The sequence below is a fragment of the Dickeya sp. MK7 genome (assembly GCF_000406305.1).
Taxonomy (GTDB): domain Bacteria; phylum Pseudomonadota; class Gammaproteobacteria; order Enterobacterales; family Enterobacteriaceae; genus Dickeya; species Dickeya fangzhongdai.
Genome location: NZ_CM001984.1, coordinates 802,563 through 821,190 on the forward strand (window position 1 = coordinate 802,563; position 18,628 = coordinate 821,190).

Here is an 18,628-nt window from a genome sequence, read left to right on the forward strand (position 1 = left end):
GACTTGCGGGAGCAAACGATGGACACGTTGAAAATGACCATGGCGCAGGCGCTGGTCCGGTTTCTCAATCAGCAGTATCTCCAGGTGGACGGTGAGGAAACGCCGTTGTTCGCCGGGGTGATGACCATCTTCGGGCACGGCAACGTGCTCGGCATCGGGCAGGCGCTGGAGCAGGATGCCGGGCACCTGCAGGTGCATCAGGGGTGCAACGAGCAGGGCATGGCGCACATCGCCGTGGGTTTTGCCAAACAGCACCGGCGGCGGCGCGTGTACGCGGTGACCACCTCGGTGGGGCCGGGGTCCGCCAATCTGGTGACGGCGGCGGCCACCGCCACCGCCAATCGCATTCCGCTGTTGCTGCTGCCGGGGGATCTGTTCGCCAGCCGTCAGCCCGACCCGGTGTTGCAGCAAATCGAGCAGTATCATGACGCCACCATCAGCACCAACGATTGCCTGCGGCCGGTGTCGCGCTACTGGGACCGCATCAGCCGCCCGGAACAGCTAATGAGCGCGCTTGTCAACGCCATGCGGGTGCTGACCGACCCGGCGGATACCGGCACGGTGACGCTGTGCCTGCCGCAGGACGTGCAGGCGGAAGCCTGGGATTACCCGGCGGCGTTCTTCCAGCGGCGGGTACATCATCTGGAACGCCGTCCGCCGGATAGCGCCCGGCTGGCGCAGGCGGCGGCATTACTGGCGCGCAAACGCCGCCCGTTGCTGATTTGCGGCGGCGGGGTGCGTTATGCCGGCGCGCACGATGCTTTCCGCCAGTTTGCCGAGCGCTTTAATCTGCCGTTTGGCGAAACCCAGGCGGGCAAGGGCGCGCTGGTGTCGGAGCACCCGCTTAACGCCGGCGGCATCGGCGTGACCGGCGGGCAGGCCGCGAACCGGCTGGCGGCGCAGGCGGATCTGGTGATTGGCGTCGGTACCCGGCTGACCGACTTCACCACCGCCTCCAAATCGCTGTTTACCCATCCGCAGGTTGAGTTTTTGCTGCTCAACGTGGCGGAGTTCGATGCGTTCAAACTGGATGCCGTCGCGCTGATCGCCGACGCCCGCGAAGGGTTGACGCAACTGGCGCAGGCGCTGGAGGCTCAGGGCTATCGCAGCGGCTGGGGCGATGAGGTCGCGCAGGCCCGTCTCGACTGGCAACGAGAGCGTCAGCGGCTGTTTGAGCGGCGCGACGAAGACGGGCAGGAGCTGGAAATCGCCGGACATCTGGACGCGCAACTGGCGGAGTACCGCGAGACGCTTGGCACCCGCCTGACGCAAACCCGCGTGCTGGGGCTGTTGAACGACGCGCTGGAAGACGACGCCATCGTGGTGGGCGCGGCCGGGTCGCTGCCCGGCGACCTGCAACGGCTGTGGCAGGTGAAAACGCCGGACAGCTATCATCTGGAGTACGGTTACTCCTGCATGGGCTACGAGATCGCGGCGGCGGTGGGCGCGCGGCTGGCGGCGCCGCGACAGCCGGTGTACGCGATGGTGGGCGACGGTTCTTACCTGATGCTGCACAGCGAGCTGCAAACCGCGGTGCAGGAAGGCATCAAAATTACCGTGCTGCTGTTCGACAACGCCGGGTTCGGCTGTATCAACAACCTGCAGATGAGTCAGGGGATGGGCAGTTTCTGCACCGAGAACCGGCGGCGCGATCGGGACAGCGGCAAACTGACCGGTTCGCTGGTGACGGTGGATTTCGCCCGCAACGCCGAAAGCTACGGCTGTCGGGCATGGACGGTGCGGGACGAGGCGTCGTTATTGCAGGCGCTGCGCGAGGCGCAGGCGCACCCCGGCCCGTGCTTGCTGGATATCAAAGTGCTGCCGAAAACCATGACCCACGGCTACGACGCCTGGTGGAACACCGGCACCGCGCAGGTGGCGGACAACCCGGCGATTGAAACCGCGGCGCGCGAGGTGCAATTACAACGCGCGAAAGCACGGCAGTATTAGGGCTGATGACGAATACACCTTTCAGGCGGCATGTTTAGCGGCATCTGCGCTCACGATGATTTCGTCGTAGGCGCAGATGCGCATCATCGTTACTACTCTCATCGTTACTACTATCGCCGCTACTACATATCAATGCTGCTATATCCGTATCAATGCCGCTATCAATACGGCTGAGGCATGCCACGTGCTATGCGTCACTGAATCGGAATATGCATGTCGATATCCCAGTAGCCGTCGCTATAACCGTCATTGAGGTAGACCTCGAAACAGGATCGCGTTGTGTCGACGGTGTTACCATCGCCGAGTAACGCGGCAAAAAACGCCTGCCACGATAGGCCGAAATCATCGTCGGATACGCGCGCGCGGGCAATCGCGTACCGCCCCGCGGCGATCTCCGTCGCGATCGCCCCGCTGCTGTTGGCGGGCAGACGAAACTCAGCGGTCACGCTTACCACGGTATCCGCCGCCAGTTTTTCCGGCGGGGTTTCTTGCGGGTTGCCGTAATAAACCGCAATCCATTCCAGCGGCTGTACCGCGTGCTCGTCCACCCATTTCATCAGTTGTTCAAATCCTTGCGGCACCGTTTGTTCCCAGGGACCCACCAGATGGAACCCGGCCGCATGGCGTTTATTCACATGCTGAACGTTGTAATCCATATCTGATCCTTACGAAGATGATGACTGTGTATTTATCGGTGTTACCGGCTGAGGGCATGATAGCGGCATGTTTCATCGAGCTATACCGTGTAAGATCCCATTGTGGGACAAATTAACGAGATTGATAGCCATGCCGAAGTCGATAAAGAACCTCAGTGGACGTAAAGAGCGATTCGCTGCGCGTGTACTGCTTATTGACGGTTCAAACCGCGTTCTTCTCCTGAGCACCCGAGACGCCAGCAATCCGGAGTTTTTAGAATCCTGGGAACTGCCCGGCGGCGGCGTTTTAGCGGGCGAATCGATCACACAGGCAGTGATACGCGAACTCTACGAGGAAACGGGAATCACCCTCTCAGCCTCGTCCGTAAGCTCACCGCTATGGAAGCGGGACGTCCTCTATACCTACCGCGGAGAGCGCCGCCTGCAGCATGAGGCGATTTGTTGTGCCAGGATCGAGATAGCGCCTCAAACCATTGATGAGCGTTATAGAGAACCGTTCGAACGTGAGGACCACCTTCGCTATCAGTGGTGGCCGTTGGGCGAATTAAGGGTATCGCAAGAAACGTTCTATCCCATCACCCTTCCACGTCATGCCGATGCCCTTATAGCCGGTCGCATAATTGATGAACCGCTCGAAGTCTGGGATGAATAACGCTTCAAGCAGTCCCTTCAATATATATGCGCTCCAAACGATAGCATTAATAAACGATAGCATTAACAAACGATAGCATTAATAAACGATAACGTTAAAAACCGGCGGCGTATCTTACGTCGGGTCATATTTATATGATCGCCAAAATAATGATCTGGAGATTATTTATTATCTGGTCATAAAAATAAGTCGCCGGAATCGTAGCTGAATTACACGTTTAATTTATGTATCACATCGACAAATGCGGACACGCCGCTGTTAATTTCACTAAAGCCGCGCGACAGGTCGTGTATTTTCTCTCTCTCGTCCCCTAAGAATTGATTAATTTGATCCAGCTGCTGGTACATCTGTTCGATTAATCGGGCGTTGTCCTCAACCATATGGGTGATCTTTTGCGTCGCCGTCGAGGTGGAGATCGCCAGTTTTCGTACCTCTTCCGCCACCACGGAGAAACCGCGCCCGGACTCGCCGGCCCGCGCGGCTTCAATCGCCGCGTTCAGCGCCAGGATGTTGGTCTGGGAAGCGATAGCGTCGATGGTACTGATAATCGCACTGATGTTCTTGGCATGCTCATTCAGGCTGGCGCCGATTTCCGATGCCGACTTGACCTGCGCGGTAATCCGTTCGGAATTGTTGACCGTTTCCGTCAGCACCTCGCTGGCATTGTAGGTGATTTGCGAGGTTTGTTCCGACGTGGTGACCGCGATATCCGCGATGCGTTTGGCGTTTTCGACTCGGGTGGTGATATCGGAAGCAAATTTTATGACTTTGTACACGTTGCCGTGGGCATCGAGAATCGGGTTATAACTCGCTTCCAGCCAGACCCGTTCATCCTGCGAGGTTTTGCGCTCAAAACGGCCGACGAACGACTCGCCGTTATTGAGCTTGTCCCAGAAGCGCGGGTTTTCCCGGTAAAACATGTCGTAGCAGAACATCCGATGGTGCTGGCCTTGTATTTCTTCCAGGCTATAGCCCATGGTTTTCAGGAAGTTATCGTTGGCCCAGATAATATTTCCTTCCGGGGTGAATTCAATCACCGCCAATGAACGGTGCAGGGCGGAGAGAATGGCGTCTTTATCCACCAGCGCCTGATGGTTCTGGGTAATGTCGGACGCCAGTTTGATGACCTTCACTACCTCGCCATTACGGTTTTTTACCGGGAAATAGGTGGCTCTCAGGAAGAACTTATCGTGTTGCTTGTTATAGCGATCGAATACGCCGGAAAAGGATTCGCCGCTGGCCAGTCGGCGCCAGAATATACGGTAATTCTCCGTGGATACGTAGTGCGGGTCGCAAAATATAAGATGATGCTCGCCCTGTATTTCATCCAGCGTATAACCAAGCAGGTCGAGGAAAATCGGGTTGGCATAAAGAATGGTGCCATCAGGCAGAAATTCGATATAAGCGATGCTTTGCTTAATCGCATTCATATCTTGTTCCGACGTGCTTGCCTTCGATGCCGTAATCTTTTTTCCTTCTGTGCTCAGCACTTTTGATAATCCAAACATCGCCATCCCCTATACCGGAAACATACCAGTGACCTTTTTATGCCCTAAGTAATTCGGGTTGCAGGAAGGGCAGCATGCCTGCAACCTGAAGCATGACGGGTAAATGATGTGGAGCTGATAAGAAAGTAATAGTGCAGATTTGGATTTATGGCAGCCCCTAATGCTGTTTTATTCATTTTTGATGGGTCATACCGTTTTAGCCGAGTGGGCCGCGTTAACGGGCTCGTTTCAGGCGTTGTCCGACTGGGCCGCGCCATATCGCGCCGAATGCGGTTCCTGCGATTTATCGACCGCCCCGGCTTTGTCAGCGCCCGGTGACCCAGTCCGTCAGTATGTTAGGCGCATGCCCGTTCTGGCGTTAGCATCGAAATGACGGCATTCAGCGGGGGATTACTGCACCGGTTTTTCCCGGCGCGGTCTTCATGATGCACGGTAATCAGTAAAATTTTTATTTCATGCCGATGCCTTGATGATGAGGACATGACGCCTCTGTAAGGCTCTGCCTGCCTTTCTCTCGACAGAAGCGCCCGGTTGTTGGGCTACGAGAACCTTATTCGGTGATGTCGGTTTTCCTGCCGCATCACTCATCGCTGCACTGGCATTGGTGGCATTGGTGGCATTGGTGGTATTAGTCGGAGGGGGAGGCAATAGCATCCCCCTATTTTTTCACCGCCATTCATACCGCTATGAATTAAGATCTTCGACAATAAAATCCATCGCGACGTGAAAATAGCCGTTCATCATTTCAGGCACTAACTCCGCTACCGCACTATCAACGTCCTGACCATAAACTTCCAGCGCCCGATCGGTTAATGTATGGGTATATACGCCATTTTTAACCTCCGTATGTAGATCTCTCCGTGTTTGCAGAAAATCATTCGAGAAGTTAAATCTGGATATCGAGAATTTATCCTCTTTTCTGATGATAAAATCGATGGGGTTCATGAGTCGGTCTTTTTTAAGCGTAATTTTGGGGATGTGGGTGGCAAATTCCAAATGATTGCTCTCCGTCACCTCTGCCCATGTTGCATTACACGTATTATTTACTGAAGGCGTTTTCCCTTGTGCTTTGAACGCATCAGAAAGACACAGCCCTACTTTAGCGCCAGTCAGCGGCTTCATGGTGTCTTTTTCAAAAAAACGCAAAATGAATTTTACAGGGATACGGCCTTTCGAGTCTGAAAAACTGCATTGCCCCTTTTTAAAGAGAAATTTATCCAGCCTGCCGATAATTTTCTGCTCGTCGTTAATGAGTGCGGTATTTATTATGATGGGCTTTTTCGTTAGGGCACTATACGTTCGATGCGTGACGCCATAAAGCCCTAACGCTAACCCGGATATGATGAACATTCTCCTGTTCATGAGGTCAAATCCTCCTCGGCATGAGACATGATAAACATATCAGATTGTGGATAGGTGACGCATGGGAGTATATATTGTCCCCGTTGGCTTTCATCGAGAAAAGACTGATCAGAGTCATCATATTGTCCAGTTAAACGTCTGCATGCGCATGACGAGCATGCGCCGGCCCGGCAACTGTAGGGCAGTTGTATTCCTTCTTGCTCCGCGGCATCCAGTATATATTGGTCATCGCTGCATTTTATTGTCTTCGTTGTTCCACAGCTCATGATGCTTATATGATAAATCGGCATTATTTTTTCTCCTCCTTTTGAACGTAAACGGTAAATCCTTTTGGCTTTAAGTCAGGGTGATCAATGGAGATTTCATTTAAAACGTTCATACACAGGGTATAAAGGAGCTCGCCTGCGATACGTTTGCAGTTGTTATATTCTTCTTCTGGCAGCTGACTTCCCAGATCGGTCAGTTCTTTTTCAATTAAAGTGATGAGTGCCGATGATTTATTAATGACTTTCCTGGCGACGTCTTTGTCTGAAATGAACATGGTTATGACTCCATAATTTTGTTTTTAAATAAAAATTAAATATCACACATGGGGATCATTCCCATACACTCAGCCATACAGCTGTGAAAGGAGCCGCCATCAAACGAGCCAGTTGGTAATGTGTATAAACATTCTTGTATGCATCGGTCTTTCTTATCTCCCATGCTTGAATTCAGCGTGCTACTGGCTGAGTCTGGCACTATTTTATTTTTTTTAATAGCGCATGACGCGCTGACTCTGGAATAATTTGCTAATTTTTTTATTGTCTCACGCTCATTTTTGTATGTCAATTTTGCATTTATATCTCCATCGGCGATACTTATGTTTTGATAAAATAAGGTCATGGTTAATAACGTTGAAGTAAATAATATTCTTTTTATAGATAGATTGATCATCTATTATTCCTTTAAAGATGCCCTCAGAAGTACAATTTTATTGATTTGTTAAATCAGAATGATTCTGTGTGATTTCATATGGTTTTTTTAAAATTCGGTCGTTGATATTCCTCCATGACTTTATGGATGCAATGATCATTAATGGTGTATAGGCAACTGAATGCACTACGTGGTTTTAATGGCTTTTCTATTACTTCTTCATTAACTCCTGCAGCATTTTTTCAGGATTGTTCAGGAACGAACGCGTGATTTGATAATGATCCGTGTCTTTATAATTCACCTGGGAGAGGCTATCGCCATCAAACTGATAGATTAATGCGTCCGGGTAACCCAGCAGAATCGGCGAATGGGTGGCGATAATAAATTGGGAATCATCCAGAATCAGGTCATGCATTCTGGCGAGCATCGCCAACTGCCTGGCCGGCGACAGCGCGGCTTCCGGTTCGTCGAGCAGATACAGCCCTTTGCCGCCAAAACGGTTCATCATTAATGAGAGAAAAGATTCGCCGTGCGACTGCTCATGCAAGGAGTGGCCGCCATACGAATTAATCACCGGCGGGCCGAAAGACGGTTCGGCATCAAGGTGTTCGATTTCGGAGGCCAGGTTAAAAAAGCTCTCGGCACGAAAAAAAATCCATTACGGGGACGTGGTACGCCTTTGGCGATTCTCAGGTAATTCGATAATTCTGAATGCGACGCCCGTGTGCTGAAATTGAAGTTGCGGGTGCCGCCTTCAGGGTTAAACCCCATTGATACGGCAATGGCTTCCAGCAGCGTTGACTTTCCGGCGCCGTTCTCGCCAATAAAAAAAGTAACCTTGGGATGGGGGTCAATAAAGTCAAACGAATGAATCGCTGGAATAGAAAACGGATAAAGGTCAAATGATGGCACCTTATCGCGATTAAGAGAGATACGGCTGATGTATTGAGTCGAAATCATTCTGCGTCATTTCCTGCCATGGACTGCCCACAACTGTTTACCACCATAGCTATTTACCACCATAGCTATTTGCTACTACAGCTATTCACTACCACAGTGGGTCAATTATTCCAATGCCTTTATTCCCGGGCGGTATGCAATGCTGGTGAACCGTTTTGTTAAACCGCAGGCAATATCATTCGTTTGTTTTTTTATGAGGCGATGCATGGTCGCTAAAACCAACAACCACACAGATAGTAATGGTTATCATTATCAAGATCAACGTTGTTTTTAGGGAAACCGTTATTTTCAGGAGAACCGTTATTCCTATGAAAAAATATGGTGCTGAGGTTCTTGCTGCGCTGCAACAGAGGCAGCTATTGAAATATTTATTTCATTTTTATTCGCAGCCGGGGACGGCCGGGCGGTGATGCCTGCAGGTGCTCCGGCCGCTTTATCTGCGCGCCAGCCGCAAGACACGACGTCATCCTTGTTTACTAATTCCATGCCTTGATTACGTTTTTTTTCGTCCTGCAACGCGCTGACGACCCGGCCGCGGTTTCGTGATTGTGCTAACACTATTTTGCTCATATGTCACCAAAATGTTAGCTGGCGCGCAAAAACATAATTTCCAGTTTTACTGAAATTGAAATAAACGTTTTATTGTCTTTACTCTAAAAGCACAACAGACCCTGAACCCCTACAACCAACCAGTGATACCCCGCGGTATCGAGGGAGTAGCCATGTTTAACATTGCTTTACTGGGCGCCGGCCGCATTGGCCAGGTTCATGCCGTCAACATCGCCGAACATCGGGAAACCTGCCTCTATTCGGTGGTGGACCCCAACCCCGCCAACGCCCGGGCGCTGTCTGATAAATATCAGGCCCGTCTGCAAACCGTCGACGAGGCGATGGCCGACCCGGCGGTACACGCGGTGCTGATTGCCTCCGCCACCGATACCCACGCCGACCTGATTGAACTGGCCGCCCGCCACGGCAAAGCCATCTTCTGCGAAAAACCGGTGCATCTGGATATCGCCCGGGTGCGCGACTGCCTGAAGGTGGTGGAGCAGCAGCAGGTGCCGCTGTTTGTCGGTTTTAACCGCCGCTACGACCCGCAGTTTCGCCGGGTGAAAACGCTGGCGGGCGAAGGACGTATCGGCAAGCCCGAATCGCTGATGATTATCTCCCGCGACCCATCGCCGCCGCCGGCGGAGTATGTGCGTGTGTCCGGCGGCATGTTCCGCGACATGACCATTCACGATTTCGACATGGTGCGTTTCATCATGGGCGAAGAGCCGGTGTCGGTGTTCGCGCAGGGCAGCAATCTGGTGGACCCGGCCATCGGCGCGGCCGGCGACATCGACACCGCTTTGGTGGTGTTCAAATTCGCCTCCGGCGCGATGGCGACCATCGTCAACAGCCGCCGCTCCGGCTACGGCTACGACCAGCGCCTGGAGCTGCACGGCGAGCTCGGCGTGCTGAGCGCGGGCAACATCCGTGAAAATCAGGTGGAACACTGGGGCGACGCGGGGTGCCTCGCCGCCAAACCGGAACACTTTTTCCTGCAGCGTTACCGCGATGCCTACGCGGCGGAATGGCGTCATTTCGTCGAGGTGCTGCACGGGCGTACCCCGCCCGAGTGCAGCGGCGTCGACGGCGAGCGGGCGCTGTATCTGGCCGACAAAGCGCTGGAATCGCTGGCGACGGGGCGCGCTATTTCGCTCTGACATAACCAGAGGGCCGGCACGGCGGCGGCCCCTGACATAACAACATGACCTGACGTTTATACCCTAAATAATTCGAGTTGCAGGAAGGCGGCGACGCAGTGAATCCCCAGGAGCTTACATCGGTAAGTGACTGGGGTGAGCGAGGAAAGCCAACGCATCGGCAACTTGAAGTATGACGGGGATAACTTACACCCAACTGATGCAGAGACAACACCATGAAAAAGATAACCATCATGGCCGCGGCGATGGCCTTCACGATGTCGTCCGGTCTGGCGCAGGCCCAGAACGAGCAGATTGTGTTCAGTACCCCCAATCTGGCGATGCCATTTGAAGTTCACATGCAGCGTACCGCGGTCAAGGCCGCCAAAGAGCTGGGCGTTAACCTGCAGGTGCTGGACAGCCAGGGCAGTTCCCCGAAACAGGTGGCGGATCTGGAAAACGCCATCACCCGTGGCGCGCAGGGTTTTGTGGTGTCGCCTAATGACGTCAACGCGGTGTCGGGCGCGGTAACGGAGATTCAGGACGCCAAACTGCCGGTAGTGACGCTGGACCGCTCGGTGAAGACCGACAAGAAAGTGCCGCACTTCGGCGCCAACAACTACAAGGGCGGTCAGGCGATTGCCGATTTCGTCAAAGCGCGCTTTCCGAACGGCGCCGACATCGTGCTGCTGACCGGACAACCGGGTTCATCGTCCAATATTGAACGCACCCAGGGTATCCGCGACAGCCTGAAAGCGGGCGGCAGCAAGTATCGCCTGGTGGCGGATCAGACCGGCAACTGGATGCGTTCCGAAGGGATGCGCATCGTGGAAAGCGTGTTGCCGTCGCTGCCCAAGCGTCCGCAGGTGATTCTGTCGGCCAACGACGACATGGCGCTGGGGGCGATCGAAGCGCTGCAAAGTCAGGGGCTGAAACCGGGCGAAGTGATGGTGACTGGGTTTGACGCGGTGCCGGAAGCGCTGGCCCGCGTGCGTGACGGCTGGCTGTCGGTGACCGCCGATCAACGCCCCGGCTACGCGGTGACGCAGGCGATGACCCAACTGACCAACAATATTCGCACCAAGTCGCCGATCACCGGCGCGGATTACCCGCCGACCATGATCACCAAAGACAACCTGAACGACGCGGAACGTATCGGCGAAGCGGGCAAATAAGCGGACATACCACTCACGCACCGGCCCGGCGGCCGGTGCGCAACGAGGGCCATCCCATGACTGAACCCTTACTGAACATTACCGATCTGGCCAAGAATTTCTCCGGCGTCTGGGCGCTCAATAAAGTGCAACTGACGGTACTACCGGGAGAGATCCACGCCCTGCTGGGCGAGAACGGCGCCGGCAAGTCCACCTTGCTCAAGGCGCTGGCCGGTGCGCAACCCCAGACCAGCGGCGATATCCGCTTCAACGGCGAACTGCTGTCGCCGCAGGACTCGCCGGTAGAACGGCAGAACCGCGGCATCGTCACCATCTATCAGGAATTCAACCTGCTGCCCAACATGACGGTGGCGGAAAACATGTTTCTCGGCCGCGAACAGCAACGCAGCCGGCTGTTTGTCGATGCGCAGGCGGTCAATCAGGAAGCTCGCACGGTGCTGGAGTACCTGCAACTGAACATATCACCGACCACGCAGGTGGCGCGGCTGAGCGTGGCGCAGCAGCAGATGGTGGAAATCGCCCGCGCATTGACCCTCAACGCCCGGTTGATCGTGATGGATGAACCGTCCGCCGCGCTGAGCGATAGCGAGGTGGAGAGCCTGCACCGGGTGGTGCGTGAGCTGAAAGCGCGCGGCGTCAGCGTGATTTATGTGACGCACCGGCTGCACGAAGTGTTCCAGCTGTGCGACCGCTTCACCGTATTGCAGGACGGCCGTTACACCGGCTCCGGCAACGTGGCCGACATCGACGTGGCGGGCATTATCCGCATGATGGTCGGGCGCGACGTGGTGTTCAGCCGTCGCCCGCCGTCGGAAACCCATCATCAGGACCAACCGGTGCGGCTGGCAGTGAAAGGGCTGTGCCGGGAAAAACCGCCGCTCGATCCGCACGGCATCGCGCTCGACAACATCGGTTTTCAGGTGCACGCGGGCGAGATCCTCGGCATCGCCGGGCTGGTGGGGGCTGGGCGTACCGAGGTGGCGCGCTGCCTGTTCGGCGCCGACCCGTTTACCTCCGGCGAATTCTGGCTTGACGGCCAAGCCTATCATCCGGTCGATCCGCTGCACGCGCTCGATCTGGGCATTGCGCTGGTGCCGGAAGATCGTAAGAAAGAGGGCGCGGTGCTGGGCTTGTCGATCCGCAACAACCTGTCGCTTTCCAGCCTGTCGTCGCTGCTGCGCTGGCGCTACTTCGTCGACACCCGCCGCGAGGACGACCTGATCGAATCCTACCGGCAGGCGTTGCGCATCAAGATGGTGGACAGCGAGCAGGAGGTGCGCAAGCTCTCCGGCGGCAACCAGCAGAAAGTGATTCTGGCGCGCTGTATGGCGCTCAACCCCCGGGTGCTGATCGTCGATGAGCCGACGCGCGGTATCGACGTCGGCACCAAGTCCGAAGTGCATCAGGTGCTGTTCGATATGGCGAAACGGGGCGTGGCGGTGATCGTGATTTCCTCCGATCTGCCGGAGGTGATGGCGATTTCCGATCGCATCATCACCCTTAGCGAAGGCCGGGTCACCGGCGAACTGCACGGCGATGACGCCACGGAAGAGCGGCTGATGACCCTGATGGCCATCTGCCATGACGCACCACAGGCCGCATAACGGAGATACCATGAGCATGCAGCAACCCTTATCCCGTACCAAACTGCCGGCGCCGGCTAACGGCCGGGGACGCATCGACCCGATCGCCTTCTTCGAGCGTTTCGGGGTGTTCATTTTCATGATCCTGCTGCTGATCTTTTTCCAGTCGCAGAACAGCAACTTCCTGACCGAACGCAACATCACCAACATCCTCACCGAGGTGTCCATCTACGGCATCATGGCGGTGGGGATGACCTTCGTGATCCTGACCGCGGGCATCGACCTGTCGGTCGGGTCGATTCTGGCGGTGTGCGCCATGACCGCCGCCTACGTGATCAAAGGCGATAACTTCACCACCGTCGATGCTCAGGCCTGGGGCGGCATGAGCTGGCTGGTAGGGCTTGGCATCTGTCTGGCGATGGGCACCGTTATCGGTTTCCTGCACGGACTGGGCGTTACCCGTCTGCGGCTGTCGCCGTTCATCGTCACGCTGGGCGGCATGACCATCTGGCGCGGCCTGACGCTGGTTGTCAACGACGGCGCGCCCATCGCCGGGTTTGACCCCGGTTACCGCTGGTGGGGGCGGGGTGATTTGCTCGGCATCTCCATCCCGATCTGGATCTTCGCGCTGGTGGCGCTGGTAGGCTGGCTGGCGCTGCATAAAACCCGCTGGGGGCGCTTCGTCTACGCCATCGGCGGCAACACCGAGGCGGCGCGGCTGGCCGGGGTCAACGTGCAGCGGGTACTGGTCAGCGTCTACGTGGTGATCGGCGCGCTGGCCGGTCTGGCGGGGTTCATCCTCAGCGCCCGGCTGGGTAGCGCCGAAGCGGTGGCGGGCATCTCGTTCGAACTGCGGGTGATCGCCTCGGTGGTGATTGGCGGCACCTCGCTGATGGGCGGTTACGGGCGCATCAGCGGCACCATCATCGGCTCCGTCATTATGGGGATCCTGATTAACGGGCTGGTGCTGATGAACGTTTCGGCCTACTACCAGCAGATCATCACCGGGCTCATCATCGTGCTGGCGGTAGCCTTCGATACCTACGCCAAGAGCCGACGCGGCGCCATCTGACACAGGGAGCGACAGGCATGAAACAGGTTCGAATCGGTTTGATCGGCACCGGCTACATCGGCCGCGCCCACGCCATCGCCTATGCGCAGGCGCCGGTGGTGTACCCGCTCAAGGGGCAACTGGTGTGCGAGATGCTGGCGGAAGTCTCGCCGGAGCTGGCAAAGCAGCGGGCGCGGGAACTGGGCTTCGCCCGTTTTACCAGCGACTGGCATCAACTGGTGGCCGACCCGGCTATCGACGTGGTGGATATCTGCGCGCCTAATTTTCTGCATCAGGAAATGGCGATGGCGGCGATTCGCCACGGCAAACACGTCTATTCGGAAAAGCCGCTGGCGCTCAACGCCGCCGACGCACGTGCGATGGCGGACGCCGCCCGTCAGGCCGGAGTAAAAACGCTGGTGGGGTTCAACTACATGAAGAACCCGGCGGCGCAACTGGCGAAAGAGATCATCGCGCGCGGCGAGATCGGCGAAGTGACCCATTTCTACGGCACCCATAACGAAGACTATCTGGCCGACCCGCTGAAACCGGCGGACTGGCATTGCTTCCGGCACACCGCCGGGCTGGGCGCGCTGGGCGACGTGGGCGCGCACATCGTCAATATGGCGCACTACCTGGTGGGTGACATCATCGAGGTGTGCGGCGATCTGCAGACGGTGGTGCCGCAGCGGCCGGTGAGCGCGGGCAGCGCCGACCGGGTGGCGGTGGAAAACGAGGATCAGGCGCACGCGATGGTGCGTTTCGCCAGCGGCGCGCGCGGGGTGATCGAGGCGTCAAGAGTGGCATGCGGACGCAAGATGGGGCTGAGTTATGTCATCACCGGCACCCGCGGCGCCATCAGTTTTACCCAGGAACGCATGGCGGAACTAAAACTGTACCGGCATGACGACCCGGTCAACCGACAGGGGTTTCAGACCTTGCTGATCGGGCCGCAGCACCCGGAGTACGCCGCGTTCTGCGCCAGCGCCGGGCACGGCATCGGTTTTAACGATCAGAAAACCGTCGAGGTGCGCGACCTGATCGACGGCATCGCCGCCGGGAGTCCGCTGTGGCCCGATTTTGACGAAGGTTGGCGCGTCTCCCGGGTGCTGGACGCCATCGTGCTGTCGCATCAGGCCGCGCGCTGGGTGGCGGTACATGAGGTGACAGTGCATGAAGCGGGATAACGGTCGTGCCGACGTGTTGTCGATTTCCTTTTTTGACTGACAGGAATGGGCGTTATGAGTACGGAAAAGCAGTTTGATGTGATTTGCATGGGGCGCGTGGCGGTGGACCTGTACGGTCAGCAGATCGGCGCGCGTCTGGAAGACATGGGCAGTTTCGCCAAATACCTGGGCGGCTCTTCCGGTAACGTGGCCTACGGTACCGCCCGGCAGGGGCTGCGTTCCTCAATGCTGGCGCGGGTGGGTGACGAGCACATGGGGCGCTTTCTGCGCGAAGAGTTGCAGCAGGTCGGCTGCGACACCAGTCATCTGGTAACCGATCCGACGCGCCTGACCGCGCTGGTGCTGCTCGGCATCAAGGATCGGGAAACCTTCCCGCTGATCTTCTACCGCGATAACTGCGCCGATATGGCGATCACGCCGGAGGACGTCAGCGAGGATTACATCGCCTCGTCGCGCTGTCTGGCGATCACCGGCACCCATCTGTCGCACCCGAACACCCGCGAGGCGGTGCTGACTGCGCTGCGTTACGCCCGTCGTCACGGCGTGAAAACGGTGCTGGATATCGACTACCGGCCGGTGCTGTGGGGGCTGACTTCGTTAGGCGACGGCGAAACCCGTTTCATCGAGTCAACGGCGGTAACGGCGCAACTGCAACAGGTGCTGAACCTGTTCGATCTGATCGTCGGCACCGAAGAGGAGTTTCATATCGCCGGCGGCAGCACCGACACTCTACAGGCGCTGCGTCAGGTGCGGGCGCATACCGCGGCGGAGCTGGTGTGCAAGCGCGGTCCGCTCGGCTGTTCGGTGTTCACCGGCGACATTCCGGCGTCGCTGGATGAGGGCATTACCGTCAAAGGCGTGCGCGTCGAAGTGCTCAACGTGCTGGGGGCGGGCGACGCTTTCATGTCCGGCCTGCTGCGTGGCTACCTGAGCGGCGAGGGCTGGGAGAAAGCCTGCGCTTACGCCAATGCCTGCGGCGCGCTGGTGGTGTCTCGCCACGGCTGCGCCCCGGCGATGCCGAGCCGCATCGAGCTGGATAACTATCTGGCGCGCGCCCATGCGGTGCCGCGGCCGGATCTGGACCCGGAACTGAACCATTTACATCGCGTCACCACCCGCCGTCAGCGCTGGGAAGAACTGTGCGTGATCGCCTTTGATCACCGCAGCCAACTGGAGGAGATGGCGCTGGCCTGCGGCGCCGATCGCCGCCGGATCCCAGCGCTTAAACAGTTGATTTTGCAGGCCAGCCAGCAGGCGGCGCAGCAGGCCGGACTACAGAGCGCCGGATCATCATCGGGTAAAGACGGATTGCCGTCCGGCAAGGCCGGATTATCGCCCGGCAAAGCCGGATTATTATGCGATGGCACCTTCGGGCAGGACGCGCTCAATACCATTACCGGGCAAGGCTGGTGGATCGGTCGCCCGATCGAACTGCCGGGTTCGCGCCCGCTGGTGCTGGAGCACGGCAACATCGGCTCGCAACTGGTGAGCTGGCCGCTGGAGCATGTGGTGAAGTGCCTGGTGTTTTTCCACCCGGAAGACGACAGCCCGTTGCGGCTGACGCAGGAACGGCAGGTGAGCGAGGTGTATCGCGCCTGCTGTCAGTCCGGCCACGAACTGCTGCTGGAGGTGATTCTGCCTGCCGACATGCCGCGCAGCGATGACCTTTACCTGCGGGCGATCCAGCGTTTCTACAACATCGGCGTCCGGCCGGACTGGTGGAAACTGCCGCCGCTGTCCGCCGACGGCTGGCAGCGGCTGGAGCGATTGCTGGCAGAGCGCGATCCCCACTGCCGCGGCGTGGTGATCCTCGGGCTGGACGCGCCGATCGAAATATTACGTCAGGGGTTCAACGCTGCCGCCGGCCAACCGGTGGTGAAAGGGTTCGCGGTGGGGCGCACGCTGTTTGCGCAGCCGGCGCAGCAGTGGCTGCGCGGCGATATCGACGATCGGCAACTGATCGCCGACGTCAAAGATAACTACCTGCAGCTGATCGCCCTGTGGCGTCAACGCGGCTAAATCCATTTATTATGAGAGGGAATCGAGAATGACTGTTCAACTGGGTATCAATCCGCTGACCTGGACCAATGATGACCTGCCGTCGCTGGGGGCGGAAACTCCGCTGGAAACCTGCCTGAGCGAAGGGCGTCAGGCCGGTTTCGCCGGGTTCGAACTGGGCAACAAGTTCCCGCGCCAGTCCGGCGTGCTGGGGCCGATTCTGAAAAAACATGGGCTGAGTCTGGTTTCCGGCTGGTATTCCGGCCAGTTGCTGACCCGTTCGGTAAAAGACGAGATCGCCGCGGTGCAGGATCACCTTAACCTGCTGCGCGAGCTGGGCGCCACCGTACTGGTGTTCGCCGAAGTGACCGGCGCGGTGCATGGCGATCAGCGTACGCCGGTGCATCTGCGCCCGCGTTTTCCGGCGACGCGCTGGCAGGAATACGGCGACAAGCTCAGCGAATTCGCCCGCTATACCCAGCAGCAGGGCGTGCAAATCGCCTATCACCACCATATGGGCACCGTGATTGAAACCGCCGACGACGTGGATCAACTGATGACCCACACCGGGCCGGAAGTGGGCCTGCTGCTGGATACCGGTCACCTGACCTTTGCCGGCGCCGACCCGCTGGCGGTGGCGCAGCGCTGGGTGCAACGCATCAACCATGTGCACTGTAAAGATATCCGTCCCGAGGTGCTGAAAGAGGTGAAAAACCGCAAAACCAGCTTCCTGGATGCGGTGTTGAGCGGCGTGTTCACCGTGCCGGGCGACGGCTGCGTCGATTATCCGTCGCTGTTCCGGCTGCTGAAAGCGCATGATTATCAGGGCTGGCTGGTCGTGGAAGCCGAACAGGACCCGGCGGTGGCGCATCCGCTGACTTACGCCACGCTGGGGTTCAACAATCTGCAGCGGTTTGCCCGCGACGCGGGTCTGATCTGACTGTTGCAGGCAGGGAGGTGGGCGATGTCTGAATTACTGTCCCGTTATCATGCGCCGGATAAGCAAGGTCGTATCCAGCAGATTACCCCGGCTCGCGCGGGCTGGCGTCATGTCGGGTTTGAGGTTTACCAGTTGTCGACCGGCGCAACGCTGGCGCTACCGGCGGTGGTCGAGGAGCGCTGTCTGGTGTTGGTGGGCGGTCGGGCGACGGTGGCGACGCCGCAGGCGCGGTTTGAGCATATCGGCGATCGCATGAACCCGTTCGAGCGCAAGAAACCCTGGGCGGTGTACGTCGCGCCGGGAGAAACGGTGACCGTCACCGCCGATACGCCGCTGGAACTGGCGGTATGCGCCGCGCCGGGGTGGAGCAATCACCCCACCCGGTTGATCGCCCCGCAGGATATCGGCGCGCAAGCGCGCGGCAGCGGGCGCAACCGCCGTTTCGTGCACAACATCCTGCCGGAGGACAAGGTGGCGGATAGCCTGCTGGTGGTCGAGGTCTACACCGACGAGGGCTGCACCAGTTCTTACCCCAGCCACAAGCACGATGTGGACAACCCGCCGCAGGAAACGTATCTGGAAGAAACTTACTATCACCGGCTCAACCCGCCGCAGGGGTTCTGCCTGCAACGGGTCTACACCGAGGATCGCTCGCTGGACGAATGCATGGCGGTGTATGACCGGGACGTGGTGATGGTGCCGCGCGGTTATCATCCGGTGGCGACGCTGGCGGGCTACGACAGCTACTACCTCAACGTGATGGCCGGGCCGGTGCGCCAGTGGCGTTTTAGCTGGGAGCAGGACCACCAGTGGGTGAATAGTGCGGAATACGCGGCAAAGCACAGCGGGTGAGGTTTTTATCGTGCAGACAAAACCGGGTTGCCAACCCAACTGGTCATGTTGTTTGGTATGGTGAAGTCTGTCTGGGCAGTGAATGGTTTCGTGCGGAATGAACAGAGCCGTTTCTTTGCCATTTCATCGCACGCACGACAAGGAGAGGCTT

At 57.7% G+C, this 18,628-nt stretch carries 19 protein-coding genes and 1 pseudogene; 10 read left to right on the forward strand and 10 right to left on the reverse strand.

Annotated features, from left to right (window positions below; translation table 11 throughout):
• The first annotated feature begins 18 nt into the window (after positions 1-18).
• Positions 19-1,950, forward strand: a complete 1,932-nt coding sequence (iolD, locus tag DXXMK7_RS03705) for a 3D-(3,5/4)-trihydroxycyclohexane-1,2-dione acylhydrolase (decyclizing) (RefSeq protein WP_038917918.1) — start codon at positions 19-21, stop codon at positions 1,948-1,950.
• Between the two features lie 194 nt (positions 1,951-2,144).
• Here the strand turns inward: iolD and sbmC are convergent, their stop codons facing one another.
• Positions 2,145-2,606, reverse strand: a complete 462-nt coding sequence (gene sbmC / locus DXXMK7_RS03710) for a DNA gyrase inhibitor SbmC (RefSeq protein WP_038917919.1) — start codon at positions 2,604-2,606, stop codon at positions 2,145-2,147.
• 130 nt (positions 2,607-2,736) lie between these two features.
• Between sbmC and DXXMK7_RS03715 the strand changes: the two genes are divergently transcribed.
• Positions 2,737-3,258, forward strand: a complete 522-nt coding sequence (locus tag DXXMK7_RS03715; RefSeq protein WP_049842630.1) for an NUDIX hydrolase — start codon at positions 2,737-2,739, stop codon at positions 3,256-3,258.
• Between the two features lie 209 nt (positions 3,259-3,467).
• Here the strand turns inward: DXXMK7_RS03715 and DXXMK7_RS23235 are convergent, their stop codons facing one another.
• The 9 genes and pseudogenes from DXXMK7_RS23235 to DXXMK7_RS22490 form a co-directional block, all read right to left on the reverse strand.
• Complete coding sequence (locus DXXMK7_RS23235; protein ID WP_225622676.1) at positions 3,468-3,911, reverse strand: methyl-accepting chemotaxis protein; 444 nt, start codon at positions 3,909-3,911, stop codon at positions 3,468-3,470.
• Between the two features lie 78 nt (positions 3,912-3,989).
• Positions 3,990-4,772, reverse strand: a pseudogene (locus tag DXXMK7_RS23240) (PAS domain-containing protein); the annotation flags it as partial.
• Between the two features lie 678 nt (positions 4,773-5,450).
• The gene (locus DXXMK7_RS03725) at positions 5,451-6,116 is read right to left on the reverse strand and encodes a hypothetical protein (RefSeq protein WP_038917920.1); all 666 of its coding nucleotides are present in this window, start codon (positions 6,114-6,116) and stop codon (positions 5,451-5,453) included.
• Between the two features lie 8 nt (positions 6,117-6,124).
• The gene (locus DXXMK7_RS21585) at positions 6,125-6,418 is read right to left on the reverse strand and encodes a 2Fe-2S iron-sulfur cluster-binding protein (protein WP_071605154.1); all 294 of its coding nucleotides are present in this window, start codon (positions 6,416-6,418) and stop codon (positions 6,125-6,127) included.
• Entirely contained in the window at positions 6,418-6,669 is a 252-nt protein-coding gene (locus DXXMK7_RS03730) for a hypothetical protein (RefSeq protein WP_038917921.1), read from the reverse strand. Before DXXMK7_RS03730 ends, DXXMK7_RS21585 begins: the two co-directional genes overlap by 1 nt.
• A 35-nt stretch (positions 6,670-6,704) precedes the next feature.
• Complete coding sequence (locus DXXMK7_RS22485) at positions 6,705-7,064, reverse strand: hypothetical protein (RefSeq protein ID WP_127353470.1); 360 nt, start codon at positions 7,062-7,064, stop codon at positions 6,705-6,707.
• 190 nt (positions 7,065-7,254) lie between these two features.
• Complete coding sequence (locus DXXMK7_RS22995) at positions 7,255-7,617, reverse strand: AAA family ATPase (RefSeq protein ID WP_238555976.1); 363 nt, start codon at positions 7,615-7,617, stop codon at positions 7,255-7,257.
• Entirely contained in the window at positions 7,614-8,003 is a 390-nt protein-coding gene (locus tag DXXMK7_RS23000; RefSeq protein WP_238555977.1) for an AAA family ATPase, read from the reverse strand. The genes DXXMK7_RS22995 and DXXMK7_RS23000 overlap by 4 nt, the downstream gene beginning before the upstream one ends.
• A gap of 306 nt (positions 8,004-8,309) precedes the next feature.
• Positions 8,310-8,573, reverse strand: coding sequence for a hypothetical protein (locus DXXMK7_RS22490; RefSeq protein WP_123251654.1), 264 nt, complete (start codon positions 8,571-8,573; stop codon positions 8,310-8,312).
• Positions 8,574-8,725: 152 nt separating this feature from the next.
• On the opposite strand from DXXMK7_RS22490, the gene iolG reads away from it, so the two are divergent.
• The 8 genes from iolG (at position 8,726) to iolB (ending at position 18,477) form a co-directional block, all read left to right on the forward strand.
• Positions 8,726-9,712 (forward strand): inositol 2-dehydrogenase, encoded by a 987-nt coding sequence (gene iolG, locus DXXMK7_RS03740; RefSeq protein WP_038917923.1) that lies wholly within the window; start codon positions 8,726-8,728, stop codon positions 9,710-9,712.
• Positions 9,713-9,927: 215 nt separating this feature from the next.
• The gene (locus DXXMK7_RS03745) at positions 9,928-10,866 is read left to right on the forward strand and encodes a substrate-binding domain-containing protein (protein ID WP_033111610.1); all 939 of its coding nucleotides are present in this window, start codon (positions 9,928-9,930) and stop codon (positions 10,864-10,866) included.
• Positions 10,867-10,922: 56 nt separating this feature from the next.
• Positions 10,923-12,470 (forward strand): sugar ABC transporter ATP-binding protein, encoded by a 1,548-nt coding sequence (locus DXXMK7_RS03750; protein ID WP_038917924.1) that lies wholly within the window; start codon positions 10,923-10,925, stop codon positions 12,468-12,470.
• Positions 12,471-12,486: 16 nt separating this feature from the next.
• Positions 12,487-13,521, forward strand: coding sequence for an ABC transporter permease (locus tag DXXMK7_RS03755; protein ID WP_038668909.1), 1,035 nt, complete (start codon positions 12,487-12,489; stop codon positions 13,519-13,521).
• A 17-nt stretch (positions 13,522-13,538) separates the two neighbouring features.
• Complete coding sequence (locus DXXMK7_RS03760; protein WP_038917925.1) at positions 13,539-14,687, forward strand: Gfo/Idh/MocA family protein; 1,149 nt, start codon at positions 13,539-13,541, stop codon at positions 14,685-14,687.
• Positions 14,688-14,741: 54 nt separating this feature from the next.
• Positions 14,742-16,706 carry a 5-dehydro-2-deoxygluconokinase gene (gene iolC / locus DXXMK7_RS03765; RefSeq protein WP_038917926.1) on the forward strand — a complete coding sequence of 655 codons (1,965 nt, stop codon included), beginning with the start codon at positions 14,742-14,744 and terminating at the stop codon, positions 16,704-16,706.
• 28 nt (positions 16,707-16,734) lie between these two features.
• The gene (gene iolE, locus DXXMK7_RS03770; RefSeq protein WP_038917927.1) at positions 16,735-17,625 is read left to right on the forward strand and encodes a myo-inosose-2 dehydratase; all 891 of its coding nucleotides are present in this window, start codon (positions 16,735-16,737) and stop codon (positions 17,623-17,625) included.
• 24 nt (positions 17,626-17,649) lie between these two features.
• Positions 17,650-18,477: a 5-deoxy-glucuronate isomerase gene (iolB, locus tag DXXMK7_RS03775; protein ID WP_038917928.1), complete on the forward strand. Its 828-nt coding sequence runs from the start codon at positions 17,650-17,652 to the stop codon at positions 18,475-18,477.
• Positions 18,478-18,628: the final 151 nt, after the last annotated feature.